Source organism: Streptomyces sp. NPDC047079, from assembly GCF_040643755.1.
Classification (GTDB): Bacteria; Actinomycetota; Actinomycetes; order Streptomycetales; family Streptomycetaceae; genus Streptomyces.
In genome coordinates, this window is sequence record NZ_JBEYUZ010000042.1 from 19,592 (window position 1) to 31,234 (window position 11,643).

The following is an 11,643-nucleotide window of genomic DNA, read 5'->3' on the forward strand; positions in this document are numbered from 1 at the left end:
GTCACACTTACGGCCGTGCGCCGGTCGTTCTGGCCGGCCGGGCGGCCAGCCGTTTCAGCGCCACCGACTCGTCGCGCAGTTGCTCCCGGGTGACCTGGTGCTCCTGGAAGACCAGGCGCCGGACGTCCAGGACGTCGCGCGGCCGGTCGAGGGATACCACGCCGTTCACCCTGCCCTCGGACCAGGCGAACGCGGAGAAGCAATGGTCCTCCACCGATCCGCGCACCACCGGTTCGAACACCTCGGGCAGGCGCCCGGTGCTCTGCACGCTGTGCTCGTACTGGTCGGACCAGAACCAGAACGGCTCGGTGAACTCCTCGTCCGCGCCGAGCATGTTCCGTGCCACCTGGACGCCCTGCCGGGTGGCGGTGTCATGGTGTTCGACGCGGATGTGCTCTCCGTAGCGGGGGTGGTACTGCATGGCCACGTCGCCGGCAGCGTAGACGCTGGGGCAGCAGGTGCGGCCCATGGCGTCGGTGACGATGCCGTTGTCCACCTCGATCCCGGCCGCGGCCGCCAGTTCCGTGTTGGGCTGCGCGCCGACGCCGACCACGATGACGTCGCACTCCACGCGGTGGCCCGCGGTGGAGGTGACGAGCAGCGTTCCGTTCGTGGTCGGGTCCACCTGCCGCACGCCCTCGCCGAGCCGCACGTCCACGCCGTGCGAGCGGTGGATGCCGATCAGCGCCATGCCGACCAGCGGGCCGAGGCTGCGGCGGAACGGGGTGGTGTCCGGCTCGAACACGGTGACCCTCTTCCCCAGCCCGACCGCGGTCGCGGCCACCTCGCAGCCGATGAAGCCCGCGCCGATGACCACGACGCGCTCGGCGGTGCGCAGGTCCGCACGGAGCGCTCTGGCGTCGTCGACCGTCCGCGGATAGTGGACACGCTCACCGGCCACCCCGGGCAGTCGCCTGGGCCGGACCCCGGTGGCGAGCAGCAGTCCGTCATACCGCAGCGTGGACGTGCCGCCGCGGGCGGACACGGTGAGCTTCCGCGCGGCCGTGTCGATGGCGGTGGCCCGGGTGCCCAGCAGCAGTTCGACGCCCTGCTCCTGGTACCAGCCGGCGGGCTGCACGTACAGGCCGTCCACGTCGGCCGCTCCGGCGAGGAACTCCTTGGACAGCGGCGGGCGTTCGTAGGGCCGGTGGGGCTCCTCCCCCACCAGCAGCACCTCTCCGTCGAACCCCGCCTCGCGCAGACCGCGGACGGCGGCCGCTCCCGCGACGCCGCCGCCCACGATCACCTGCCGTTCCCGGCTCATCCGACGTCCACCATGATCGTCCCCGTCTCGGTGACCCGGCACGGGTAGGCCGTCAGCCGGCAGGTGCCGGGGTTCACGCCCTGCCCGGTGTCGGCGTCGAACTCCCACAGGTGCCGGCTGCAGGTGATGGTCTGCCCGTCGAAGTCCCCTTCGTCCAGGGCCCACGCCTGGTGCGGGCACCGGTTGTGGTAGGCGCGCACCTCGCCGTCGACGTTGACGAGCAGCACCTTCGTGCCCGCCACCTCGACGCCTTGCATGTCGCCTTCCCACAGGTCGTCGAGGCGCATGGCCTCCTGCCACTGCCCGGTGGCGGCGCCGCCCATCAGGCCTGCCTCCGTCCCGTTTCGGGCCGGCCGGCGGCGGAGCTCTCGAACAGCCGGTCGTGGAAGGACTCCCGGGCGGCGCGGGCCTCGGCGGCCACCCGTGCGGCGGTCCAGCCGGTGGGCCCGAAGCGCTCCAGGAGCGAGCCCAGCGCCTGTGCGGCGTCGTCGGCAGCCGGTGTCCAGCGGTCGATCCAGCGCCGCAGCACGGCCTCGTTCTCCGGCCGCCGGCCCACCGCGAAGGCGACCAGGGCGGCGCTCCAGCGGGCCCGCCGGTCGGCGTCGTCCTGCAGGTACTTCGACAGCAGCCACGACTCCTCGTCGCCGGCCTCCCGCGACGCCTGGCCGAACTGCCGCAGCAGCACATCGTCGAGGGTCGGCGCCAGTATCAGGTCGAGCGCGGTGAAGGACTCGGCCCAGTCGTAGGCGATCAGTGCCTTCTCCACGGCCCGGCGTGCGGACTGCCACGCCTCGTCCTGTTCCCAGACCTGCCGTTCCCGCTCGCCGATCCCCGCGCCGGGTGCGGCCAGTTGCAGTTCGCGGGTGCGGTAGCCGGTCAGGGTGAGCCGGCGGAGCAGGTCGGCGGTGGAGAACGCCGCGGCGTTGGTGATGTACGAGCTGGGCGCCATGTAGCCGATGTATGCCTGGATCTGCTGGAAGCCGTGCACCAGGTAGCGCGACGGGGTGTACAGCGCGCCCAGCAGGGCGACCTGCCCGGCGCTCAGGGCGCGGTCAACGCCGGCCTTGGCGTACTCCTCCAGTACGCCGCCGGTCTTGGCCTCGGCCTCTGCCTGGAGGTTGACGTAGGCGCGGTAGGTCAGGGTGTCGGGGTCGCGGAACTGCTCCCAGTCGTCCACGGCGAGCGGTGACTTGTCGCGGTAGGTGAGAAACCACAGGTTCGGCGGGGAGGACGGGTTCTGCTCGAACGCCGCGTTGCGGTTCTGCCGGGTGGTCCAGTTCTGGCCGTGGGTGACGATCTCGTACTCGCTCGGCATCCTGCGGACGTCGCCGAAGGCGCTGAAGGTCCGCCGCGGACGCGGCTTCCTGGGTGTGGTGCTCACGCCGCTGCTCCTTCCGGCGCCGCCTTGCTCCTGGCGGTGATGTCCTCCCAGGTGATGGAGTCGCTGGTGGTGATGACGCGCCCGACGAAGGAGGACATCATCGTTTCCATCGAGCGGATCTCGAAGTCGGGGCCGAGGTAGCGGCGCAGGGTCTCCAGCGTGACCGTGACACGCCGCGCGCCGCGTACCCGCACGTAGGCGCCGCGGTCGACGACCTCGATGTCCCGGTCGGGGTTGTCGTCCTCGATGGCCGCGATGACCTGGTCGACGTCGTCGCCCATCCGCAGGATCGGGCCTACCAGCCGGCTCATGCCGCCCCCTCGGGGATGTCGTACTCGACCCTGACGTGGTCGAGCGGTCGCATTCCGGCCTCGGTCACGGTGGTGCCCGGCGCGAGACGGCGGCCGTTGTGGAAGACGATCTTGGGGTAAGGCAGTGCCCGCACCCGCTTGCCCTCGACGTGGTGCGCCACGGCCTCGGCCACCTCGGCGGCGGTGTTGTCCGAGGTGACGGCCACCAGGATCTGTACGAAGTCGTCGGCGAAGACCGCGTTGAGCGGTACGACGGCCGGTGCGGGCCGGGCGGTGTCCGCGCCCGTCGCGTGGGTCATGATGCGCTCGTCTCCTTGCCGGTGAGGGCCAGGCCGGTGACCGGGCGGCCGACGTAATCCTTGGTCCACGCCTCGTAGTCGGGGTCGTCGCCCATGACGTCCGGGGTCATCCCCATGTAGGCGAGGATGCCGCCGACGTCCATGGGCTGGATCTGGCCGGCCAGGAACCGTTCGATCAGTGTCTGGTGGTTGACGTTGTCGCGGTCCTTCCACCAGATCTGCCGGCACGCGTTGGTGCAGAAGTGGTAGGTCCTGCCGTCGTACGTCAGCGACCAGTCCGGCACCCGCCACCGGCCCGACCGGGACTGGACCGCGTTGCAGCACGGCAGGTTGCACATGCTGCACAGCCAGGGCAGTGTCTCGGGGAGAGTGGCCTCCACGTTGTCGGCGTTGACGTTGTCGATCAGCGTGTCCCACTTTCCGCCGTAGACCGCCTCCCAGTTCGGGTACTTCTCGCGCAGCCACTCGCGCTCGTCCTTGGACACGCCGGCCTTCGGCCGCCACCACAGGGTGGGCCGCCAGAACCACAGTCCCATGTGCAGACCGTGGTGCCAGGTGTCGAGTCCGCGCATGAACTCGTCCCAGAACCAGGGCTTCTTCAGGCCGTAGTCCTCGATGGTGTGGATGAACTGGTCAATGATCCACTCCTCCATGAACTCCCGGTAGGACTGCTTGCGGTGCTCCAGGGGCGTGTAGTAGTCCATGGCCGGGCCGGTCAACGCGGCGAAGGCGCGAGCCGAGCCCCAGAAGTTGCGGTCGATGACCCACTGGGCCCGCACCGGGTCATGCTCGACCAGGATCTCCATCGTGGGGCCGCCCTGCTGCGAGTGGCGGGCCTCGTCCGTCTGGATCGAGGAGATCATGTTGGCGAAGTTGACGTCGCCGGCCTCCAGCGCGTCCGCGGACAGCGCCACGAACTGGAGGTTGGTGAAGCCGGTTTCGAAGGTGAACGGCAGGCCGATGGCCAGGTCCACCACGTTCGGCGCGATCATCATGTTGTCGAAGAGGTTGCGCAGCGACACCGGCACCCAGTTGTTCTGGTGGAAGGTCTTCTGCGTCCAGTCGTACTGCGGGTCCTTCTTGATGAACTCGTGCCCGAAGAACGTGGTGATCTGCGAGTGCCGCAGTTCGTCCAGCGCGCCGAAGGTGGCCATGTTGCGCCACGAGCCGTTGAGGCCGAACCGGGCCATCTTCAGCTCGCCCAGCACGGCCGCGTACTCGACCAACGCCACACCGCCGAAGTGCATCTTGGTCGACGAACGCCAGCCCTCGTCGAGTCGGTCGAAGTTCGAGGAGCGCTGCAACGCGGCCTTCACCGCGTAGGCGGCCGACTCCTTCTCCCGCTGGGTGGCCACGTACTCCGGGTAACTGACCTTGTAGTCCTCCTCCCAGGCGGCCCACGCCTCGCGGGGCACCTTTCCGGTGCCGCTGTGCCACTCCGGGAACACCGCGTCGTCGTCGGCGTAGCTGTAGGTCCAGTCCACGTCGCGGACGAAGTGCTGCCATTCCTCACGCTTGAGCGGATTCATCGGTGCCTCTCGCCTCCCGTCCTTCAGTCCTGCGGCAGCTCAGTCGACCTCGAGGTGACCGAGCTGCCGGTTGATGCCGGCCGCGTCCCAGTAGGCGCGCACCGTGTCGATGAGTCCCTCCTCGTCGATGTGGAGGATGAACAGGTGCGGTTCGCTGAACGATCCGCCCCTGGGCTCGGCGAACCCCCACGCCGTCTGCTGGCAGCCGCCGATGTCGCAGGAGACGACCGCGTCGCCGTGGTCGTTGGCGTCGATGCTGTGGACCGTGTTGAACAGGTCGGGGAAGGAGTGGATCAGTCCCGCCCAGATGGTCTTGCCGACCGTCTTGACCTTGCCGTCGCCGCGCAGCACCCGCTGCTTACCCCACACCTCGTAGGGCACGTAGGAGAACTCGGCGGCATCGGTGCACATGTCGGTCATGGCTTCGACGTCGCGCCTGCGGTACGCCGCGAAGAGCCGGGCGGCGGTCTCGGCGGCGACGGCCTTGCGTGTCGCCGCCGCCACAGTGGTCGCCGTGCCGTCCTGGGCCATGGTCATGTCGTCCTGCGCGGTGCTCATGCCGTCCCTCCCACGATCGCGACCTCGTCCAGCCGCTTGACGGCAAGCCGGCGGTAGAGCTGGTTCTGGCACCAGTAGGCGTCGATCCCGGTGATCGCCGCGGTGTCCACCGTGAACCGCCATGCCTGGTCCACGTCGATGTGCTTCTCCTGGTTGACGACACCGAGGTAGTCGGCTGCCTGGGTGCCCTCCAGTTTCAGCTCCACCACCACGACATCGCCGAGTTCGAGCAGGTTCCTCTCGGTCAGCCGCAGGTCGGGAAAGGCGTTCACCGTCGAGGTGACCAGCGCGCGGATGTCATCGGCGCCGCCGTTCCTGACCCGCAGGGGGTGCAGGTTGGCCTCGGCGGACGAGCTGACCAGCGCCATCGCGGCGTCGGTGTCCCGTCGTCGGACGGCGGCCAGGAACGCCCTGACCGTCTCGGCAGGCGTTTCGTTCATGATCTGTGCTCCTTCGGACCCTTTGGCACGGTTACGGCGCCACGGCGCCTACGCCCGGCACGATCGCGGTCGCCACCTCGCGGCGGCCCTCACGCGGCGAGCGCTTTGAGTACCGCGTCGGCGGTGGCTTCGCTGGAGGCGGGGTTCTGCCCGGTGATGAGGTTGCGGTCCACCACGACGTGGGACACCCAGGCGCTCGGCGCGTCGTCGAAGACCGCGCCCGCGTTCTTCAGCGCGGTGTCGAGGTACCAGGCCATGCCGAGCCGCCCGGCGACCGTCTGGTCCTCTTCCTCGTCGGTGAAGCACGTCATGCGGTAGCCGTCGAAGAGCCACTGCCCGTCCTCGCGTTCGGGCGCGGAGAGCAGCAGCGCCGGGCCGTGGCACAGCGAGGCGATCGGCGCCTGCTTGTGGTGCAGCACGCGCAGCAGCCGGGAGACGTCGGCGTTGTCGGCGAGGTCGACCATCGGGCCGTGGCCGCCGGGCGCGAACACGGCGTCGAAGCCCGCCAGTTCCTCTTCGCTCAGCGTGGAGAGCGCCACCGGATGCGTGAACCCCTCGATGCTGTCCAGCTTGCGGCGACGCTCCGCGGACAGCGCCCGGGCCGCCGCGTCGAGCTCGTCGACGGCCTGCTGGATCTCCTGCCTGCTCAGGCCGCCGTCCAGCGCCTCGTCCACCATCACGTCCACCAGCCGGCGGTCCTGGCTCCAGGCGATCTTGGCCGCGTGGCTGACCAGCGCGTGGGCCTCGGAGGGCGCCGTCCCCCGGCTGGTCAGCCGCTCCACGATCCTGCGGGCGGCCACCAGCCCAAGCTCGGTGGTCTGGTGCAGGGTGATGCGGATATCGTCCGGGTCCTGGTGGAAGGTGCGGGTGACGGAGGCGAAGAAGTCCTGGTCCTCCTCCGGGTAGTGGAAGAAGTGTTCGAGCCCGTACGGGTCGGCGGTCGGCGCCAGGCCGTCCGGCGTGACCACGACGACGTCGTGCCCCGCCGCGCAGAAGCGCTCGTAGGGCTTGAGGGCCTCCTCCGCGAAGTAGCCGGTGGGGTGCCGGGTGCCGTCGGCGAGGGCCAGTTCCTTCGCGCTGGACACGAGGTACGCGATGCGCGCCATGTCAACTCCAGGTGAACAGTTCGTTACCGCGACGCCTTGACGTTAGGGCCGGTCTTCCGGCAGTCGCATCGCAGATTCCTGCGGGACAACTGCGGATTCCGGTACCAGTCCCGCGGCGGCTGCGGGTTCCGGTCGGGAAATAGCGGATTCCGGTGGAACCGGGTGGCGGCCGTTGAGTTCACGCCTAACGTGGTCGGCGCATTTCAACGAACACGCATACGGAAGCGGCCGACGGCAGAGAGGTTTACGATGACACGCGTACTGTTCGCGGTGTCCGGATCGGACTACTGGACGCTGAAGGACGGCACCAAGCACCCGTGCGGTTTCTGGCCGGAGGAACTGGTGGTCCCGCACGAGATCTTCCGCGACGCGGGTTTCGACATTGTCGCGGCCACCCCGGGAGGGATCCGCCCCACGGCTGACGAGGCCGGGTTCTCGGCGGCGGTCAACGGCGGTTCGGAGGAACCCGGCAAGCGGTTTCGCGCCTACCTGGAAGGGATCTCCGCGGAGCTCGACTCACCGGTCGACCTGGACGCGGCCAACGCCGCCGAATACGACGCCGTCTTCGTGCCGGGCGGCCACGGCCCGATGGAGGACCTCGCGCGGTCCGAGACGTTCGGCGCGCTTGTCGCGGCCTTCACGGCGGCCGACAAGCCGGTGGCGGCCGTCTGCCACGGCCCGGCCGCCTTCCTGCCGGCCCGCGCCGCCTCCGGCGAGTGGCTCTTCGCGGGGCGCCGGGTGACGGGTTTCAGCAACGAGGAGGAAGCGGCGATGGGCTTCGCCGACCAGGCCCCGTGGCTGCTGGAGGACCGCCTCACGGACAGCGGCGGCGCGTACGAGCGCAGCGGCGCGGCGTTCGAGGGGCACGTGGTCTCCGACGGCAACCTGCACACCGGCCAGAACCCGGCGTCATCGGCGCCGCTGGCCGAGCGGCTCGTGGCGCTGCTGTCCGCACCGGCCGCACCGCTCGGCGAAGGCTGACGGGCAGTGCGTGGTGGACGGCGGTCGGCCCGCCGTCCACCCGATTGTGCGCGATTTTCCCACCGGCAGAGCGGGGACGCGGGGTCAGCCGCTGTTCCGCGAACCGAGTTCCCGGGAGATCCGCTGGAGATCACAGTAGGCGCGCGGTGTCGCCCCGAACCGGTCACGGAACTCGTTGATGAAATGCGATGTGCTGGCGTACCCGACGGCGCGGGACACCTTGGTGACACTCATCTGCCGATCGATCAGCAGATCGCGCGCCCGATTCAGTCTCATCTCCTTGACAAACTGGTAAGGGGATTTTCCGGTGACCTCACGGAAGAGGTGTGAGAAGGCGGACGGGCTCATGGCGACTTGTTCGGCCATGTCGCTCACGGTCAACGGCTCCGACATGTTCCGCTGCACATAGGAGATGACGTCGCTGACCGGGTTGCTCACCACTTCGGTGGCCGCTATCTCGATAAGCCGCTCGTACTGTTCGGCCTGCAGTACCCGGTACACCATCTCGCGCAGATACAGCGGCGCGAGCACCCTGCGGTCGGCTCCCGTGTATGTGGCCTGCAGGAACCGGATCGTGGCCGACATCAGGGCGCAGTCGAGCGGCGAGACGAAGACGGGCTCCGGTTTGCCGTGCAGCTTCGGCTGGAAGGGGACCGCCCGCCGGTCGAGGATGTCGGAGGAGACGCGCCGCACCAGGGTGGGATCGATCTGCAGCACCAGCGAGAGGAACGGTTTGTCCTGCGTCGCTTCCAGGATCTCGGCGGTGAAGTGCTGGCTGCTGCTGAGGACGAGGTAGTTGAACGGGTCGTAGTAGTGCGGCCGGCCCGCCGACACGACACACTTGCGGCCCTGCGCGATCACGCACAGCGACAGTGACTTGACCTCCTCCCACTGCGGCGCTGTCGGTTGCGTATAGCGGTAGAGGGTCAGCCCCGGCCAGCCGCCGGGGTTGCCGCCGATGCCAGGAGTGCGCGAGCGGATCTCGGACACGAGGTCGCCGGAGGTCAGCGTCTCCTGGAGGGGCTGGGGTACGGCGGTCATCACGCGGCTCCCGTGCTGTGTCGGCCTTGGCGGCTGCCCGTCGGCGCGGTGTGCTCCTATGCGGGCCTCCCAAGGTGCTGCTGTACGCCGGTTCCGCCGAGGAAGGGGTGTCCGTCCTCGCGACGTGGTGCCAGATGGTAGGGGTGGGCCCGGTAAGGGGGGACCCAAGATTCCGGCAAAGAAGTTGCGCACTTGCGCGCCGCCCGCGCGCCGGGCCGACCGCCGCAGGTCCCGCCGCTCGTGAGGAGCGCTGTGCGGGGGCGAACCTCGTCGGCGGACCGCACACTGGAGCAGCGGCGCGCCACCCGGCGGATCGCACGGCGTACGACATCGGCGGCGGACGCTCCGCAGGGCTGCGCACCATCTGGATCGGTAGCGACGGCTCTTGGCCGGCGGACGATCCCGGGCCGGACCACATGGTGTCGCATGCCCGCGCCGCCATCGATTTCCTACTTCTGCACGCCGCCGACCACGCGACACGGCGTACGGCGGCTTCGCCCGAGCCACTGGTCCTGTGCCCGGTTCGTGTAAGAGCTCGTAACAAGACCTTGTTGAACGCCCCTGTTCGGCCGTGTCCGGTGTGACGATTCGACCGTTCGGGATGGTGTGACTACCCGGCCGTGGATGGTGGACGATGACCTGTGGGCGCTGATCGCGCCGCTGCTGCCGCCCTGGCCCGAGAAGGCTCCTGGCCCGCGGCCGGTGCCGGACCGGCTGCGCCGGCAGGACATCCTGCACGTGCTGCACAACGACATCGCCTGGCAACTGCTGCCCCTGGAGCTGGGGTTCGGCTCGGGCCAGACCTGCTGGCGGCGGCTGGAGCGGTGGTCGCCGCGGCTGTGCGAGCCATCATCGGGGCCCCGGTCGCGGAAACGCCGTGACCGGGGCCCCAGGATCAGCTACCGCGGAAGGTGCCGACCGCCGCTAGTTCCGGTACCGGAACACGATCCGGCCGCGCGTCAGGTCGTACGGCGGGAGCTCCACCAGTACCCGGTCTTCCAGCATGATCTTGATGTAGTTCTTGCGGATCTTCCCGCTGATGTGCGCGAGCACCCGGTGGCCGTTCTCGAGCTCCACGGTGAACATGGCGCTGCGCAGGCACTCGACGACCTTGCCCTCGACTTCGATGACGTTCTTGTTCTTCGTCATCGCACCAGCTCCAGGTTGCTGCTCATCGGCCGGGCGCCGATGCCCTCGAACAGCGCCGAGGCTGCTTGGTTGGACTCGTGGACTTCGGTCCAGGCCGCGGCGAACCCGGAGCGGTGCAGCGTCCCCAGCGCGTGGGCCAGCAGCGCCCGCGCGATGCCGCGGCGCTGCTCGCCGGCCCGGACCGCGACCAGCCCGATGCGCGGCCGGTTCACCGTCACCACCCGGATCAGACCCAGGTAGCGGTCCGGCGCCGCGGCCACCGCGTACTTCGACGGGTCGACGATGGTGTCGCCTTCGGGGCGGGGAATTACCTCCGCGGGCATCGACTGCCACCCGACACTCACCTCGACTTCGTCACGGATCGCGCGGTCCACCGCCCGCAGCAGACTCTCGTCCGCCTGACCGGCGGGCACGATCGTCACGTCCGAAGGCGGCAGGACTGCTTCGAGCCCTGTGACCCGCGGGTCGGTCGGCACCACGTACTCCCACTCGCGGCGCCGGATCCTGAAACCTGCCCGCCGCCAGCCGGCCGTCAGCTCGACGTCGGCTTCGTCGACCACCGTGTACAGCGGCGCCGGCAGTTGTGCCAGCATCGCCTCGGCGAGCCGGTCGAAGGTGGCGTCGTGCCAGGCATCGATACTGACGAACAAGCGTCCGTCGGGCCGGTGCTCCGCATGCCCGCGGCCGACCACCACGTCGTCATCCAGTGCATGCCATTGCCTGTCCGCGACGCGCGTGATCATCACCGCGTTCTCGCTCAGGCCGGATGTGCAAGGCTTCGTGTTCATCGGAGTCTCCTTCCAGGAGTGCCTCGATCTCAGGCGCTCCTGGCGACACCGAACGTCAGCCGCCGGACCGTGACGGGTTGAGGGAGCACCCATGGGTAACTGTGTTCACGGGGCTCACCTCCATACGACGACTTCACGGTCCACCACGAACGTAGCAGCGGGGCGCCGCCTCGCTCAAAACCTTTTCCTATGAGCTCGTGACGCGATCATGATCCGGTCCTCTTGAGGCGTCTCCAGCAGATGAGGCTGCAAGCCAACCAGAGGCGGACCCGGCCGTGGCGGTCGGGGTGATCAGCAGCTGCAAGGCCGAGGAGGGCATACCGCATCGCGTCGCATGCCGGGCTCTGGGGGTGTCGGAGTCGTGGTACTACAAGTAGCGTGACCGGCCGCCGACCGAGCGGGAGATGCGCCGGCAGCACCTGGCGGAGGAGATCGAGGAGATCTTCCATCGGTCCGGGGGCACCTACGGCTCGCCGAAGGTGTTCATCGAGCTGGTGCGCCGGGGCTGGCGGGTGTCGGTGAACACCGTCGCGAAGCTGATGGCCGAGCTCGGGCTGGCGGGCCGGAAGGTCAGGCGCCGCCAGTCGCTGACCAGGCCGGGCAGGCGGCCGGCCGCCCCGGACTTCGTCCGCCGGGACTTCACCGCCGAGGAACCGGCTTTGATCTGGGCAGGCGACATGACCGAGATCGACACCGGCGAGGGCAAGCTCTACCTGGCGACGGTGATCGATCTGTTCTCCCGTCGGCTGCTCGGCTACGCGATGGGCGCCCGGCACGACGCCGAACTGGTGGTGGC

14 protein-coding genes and 1 pseudogene are annotated in these 11,643 nt (G+C 69.3%); 3 read left to right on the forward strand and 12 right to left on the reverse strand.

What is annotated here, in order from left to right:
* Nucleotides 1-7: 7 nt before the first annotated feature.
* From ABZ823_RS29325 to ABZ823_RS29365, 9 genes are all read right to left on the reverse strand, one after another.
* Nucleotides 8-1,264, reverse strand: coding sequence for an FAD-dependent oxidoreductase (locus tag ABZ823_RS29325; protein ID WP_361665863.1), 1,257 nt, complete (start codon nt 1,262-1,264; stop codon nt 8-10).
* Nucleotides 1,261-1,587: a Rieske 2Fe-2S domain-containing protein gene (locus tag ABZ823_RS29330; protein ID WP_361665864.1), complete on the reverse strand. Its 327-nt coding sequence runs from the start codon at nt 1,585-1,587 to the stop codon at nt 1,261-1,263. Before ABZ823_RS29330 ends, ABZ823_RS29325 begins: the two co-directional genes overlap by 4 nt.
* The gene (locus tag ABZ823_RS29335; RefSeq protein WP_361665865.1) at nt 1,587-2,645 is read right to left on the reverse strand and encodes a toluene monooxygenase; all 1,059 of its coding nucleotides are present in this window, start codon (nt 2,643-2,645) and stop codon (nt 1,587-1,589) included. The genes ABZ823_RS29330 and ABZ823_RS29335 overlap by 1 nt, the downstream gene beginning before the upstream one ends.
* Complete coding sequence (locus ABZ823_RS29340; RefSeq protein WP_361665866.1) at nt 2,642-2,956, reverse strand: MmoB/DmpM family protein; 315 nt, start codon at nt 2,954-2,956, stop codon at nt 2,642-2,644. Before ABZ823_RS29340 ends, ABZ823_RS29335 begins: the two co-directional genes overlap by 4 nt.
* Nucleotides 2,953-3,255 (reverse strand): toluene-4-monooxygenase system B family protein, encoded by a 303-nt coding sequence (locus ABZ823_RS29345; RefSeq protein ID WP_361665867.1) that lies wholly within the window; start codon nt 3,253-3,255, stop codon nt 2,953-2,955. The genes ABZ823_RS29340 and ABZ823_RS29345 overlap by 4 nt, the downstream gene beginning before the upstream one ends.
* Nucleotides 3,252-4,784 carry a toluene monooxygenase gene (locus ABZ823_RS29350; protein ID WP_361665868.1) on the reverse strand — a complete coding sequence of 511 codons (1,533 nt, stop codon included), beginning with the start codon at nt 4,782-4,784 and terminating at the stop codon, nt 3,252-3,254. Before ABZ823_RS29350 ends, ABZ823_RS29345 begins: the two co-directional genes overlap by 4 nt.
* A 39-nt stretch (nt 4,785-4,823) precedes the next feature.
* The gene (locus ABZ823_RS29355) at nt 4,824-5,342 is read right to left on the reverse strand and encodes a nuclear transport factor 2 family protein (protein WP_361665869.1); all 519 of its coding nucleotides are present in this window, start codon (nt 5,340-5,342) and stop codon (nt 4,824-4,826) included.
* A complete protein-coding gene (locus tag ABZ823_RS29360) occupies nt 5,339-5,782 on the reverse strand; it encodes an ester cyclase (RefSeq protein WP_361665870.1) in 444 nt (147 codons plus the stop codon). The genes ABZ823_RS29355 and ABZ823_RS29360 overlap by 4 nt, the downstream gene beginning before the upstream one ends.
* Before the next feature lie 89 nt (nt 5,783-5,871).
* On the reverse strand, nt 5,872-6,888 hold the full coding sequence (locus ABZ823_RS29365; RefSeq protein ID WP_361665871.1) for a DJ-1/PfpI family protein: 1,017 nt from the start codon (nt 6,886-6,888) through the stop codon (nt 5,872-5,874).
* Nucleotides 6,889-7,137: 249 nt separating this feature from the next.
* Here ABZ823_RS29365 and ABZ823_RS29370 point away from each other — a divergent pair, with 249 nt between their 5' ends.
* A complete protein-coding gene (locus ABZ823_RS29370) occupies nt 7,138-7,869 on the forward strand; it encodes a type 1 glutamine amidotransferase domain-containing protein (protein WP_361665872.1) in 732 nt (243 codons plus the stop codon).
* An 84-nt stretch (nt 7,870-7,953) separates the two neighbouring features.
* Here the strand turns inward: ABZ823_RS29370 and ABZ823_RS29375 are convergent, their stop codons facing one another.
* Nucleotides 7,954-8,910 (reverse strand): AraC family transcriptional regulator, encoded by a 957-nt coding sequence (locus ABZ823_RS29375; RefSeq protein WP_361665873.1) that lies wholly within the window; start codon nt 8,908-8,910, stop codon nt 7,954-7,956.
* 624 nt (nt 8,911-9,534) lie between these two features.
* On the opposite strand from ABZ823_RS29375, the pseudogene ABZ823_RS29380 reads away from it, so the two are divergent.
* Nucleotides 9,535-9,729: pseudogene (locus ABZ823_RS29380) on the forward strand (transposase); the annotation flags it as partial.
* 105 nt (nt 9,730-9,834) lie between these two features.
* Here ABZ823_RS29380 and infA read toward each other — a convergent pair.
* Entirely contained in the window at nt 9,835-10,059 is a 225-nt protein-coding gene (infA, locus tag ABZ823_RS29385) for a translation initiation factor IF-1 (protein ID WP_188182509.1), read from the reverse strand.
* Nucleotides 10,056-10,847 carry a GNAT family N-acetyltransferase gene (locus ABZ823_RS29390; protein WP_361665874.1) on the reverse strand — a complete coding sequence of 264 codons (792 nt, stop codon included), beginning with the start codon at nt 10,845-10,847 and terminating at the stop codon, nt 10,056-10,058. The genes infA and ABZ823_RS29390 overlap by 4 nt, the downstream gene beginning before the upstream one ends.
* A 404-nt stretch (nt 10,848-11,251) precedes the next feature.
* Between ABZ823_RS29390 and ABZ823_RS29395 the strand changes: the two genes are divergently transcribed.
* Nucleotides 11,252-11,643: IS3 family transposase (locus ABZ823_RS29395; RefSeq protein WP_361665875.1), on the forward strand; the 392-nt coding region annotated here is incomplete at its 3' end.

Excerpts from the sequence above, each read along its gene's own strand:
- ABZ823_RS29350 (WP_361665868.1), bottom strand. The coding sequence starts at position 4,784 with ATGAATCCGCTCAAGCGTGAGGAATGGCAGCACTTCGTCCGCGACGTG.
- ABZ823_RS29365 (WP_361665871.1), bottom strand. The coding sequence starts at position 6,888 with ATGGCGCGCATCGCGTACCTCGTGTCCAGCGCGAAGGAACTGGCCCTC.
- ABZ823_RS29355 (WP_361665869.1), bottom strand. The coding sequence starts at position 5,342 with ATGAGCACCGCGCAGGACGACATGACCATGGCCCAGGACGGCACGGCG.
- ABZ823_RS29390 (WP_361665874.1), bottom strand. The coding sequence starts at position 10,847 with ATGAACACGAAGCCTTGCACATCCGGCCTGAGCGAGAACGCGGTGATG.
- ABZ823_RS29340 (WP_361665866.1), bottom strand. The coding sequence starts at position 2,956 with ATGAGCCGGCTGGTAGGCCCGATCCTGCGGATGGGCGACGACGTCGAC.
- ABZ823_RS29325 (WP_361665863.1), bottom strand. The coding sequence starts at position 1,264 with ATGAGCCGGGAACGGCAGGTGATCGTGGGCGGCGGCGTCGCGGGAGCG.
- ABZ823_RS29360 (WP_361665870.1), bottom strand. The coding sequence starts at position 5,782 with ATGAACGAAACGCCTGCCGAGACGGTCAGGGCGTTCCTGGCCGCCGTC.
- ABZ823_RS29375 (WP_361665873.1), bottom strand. The coding sequence starts at position 8,910 with ATGACCGCCGTACCCCAGCCCCTCCAGGAGACGCTGACCTCCGGCGAC.
- ABZ823_RS29330 (WP_361665864.1), bottom strand. The coding sequence starts at position 1,587 with ATGGGCGGCGCCGCCACCGGGCAGTGGCAGGAGGCCATGCGCCTCGAC.
- ABZ823_RS29345 (WP_361665867.1), bottom strand. The coding sequence starts at position 3,255 with ATGACCCACGCGACGGGCGCGGACACCGCCCGGCCCGCACCGGCCGTC.
- ABZ823_RS29370 (WP_361665872.1), top strand. The coding sequence starts at position 7,138 with ATGACACGCGTACTGTTCGCGGTGTCCGGATCGGACTACTGGACGCTG.
- infA (WP_188182509.1), bottom strand. The coding sequence starts at position 10,059 with ATGACGAAGAACAAGAACGTCATCGAAGTCGAGGGCAAGGTCGTCGAG.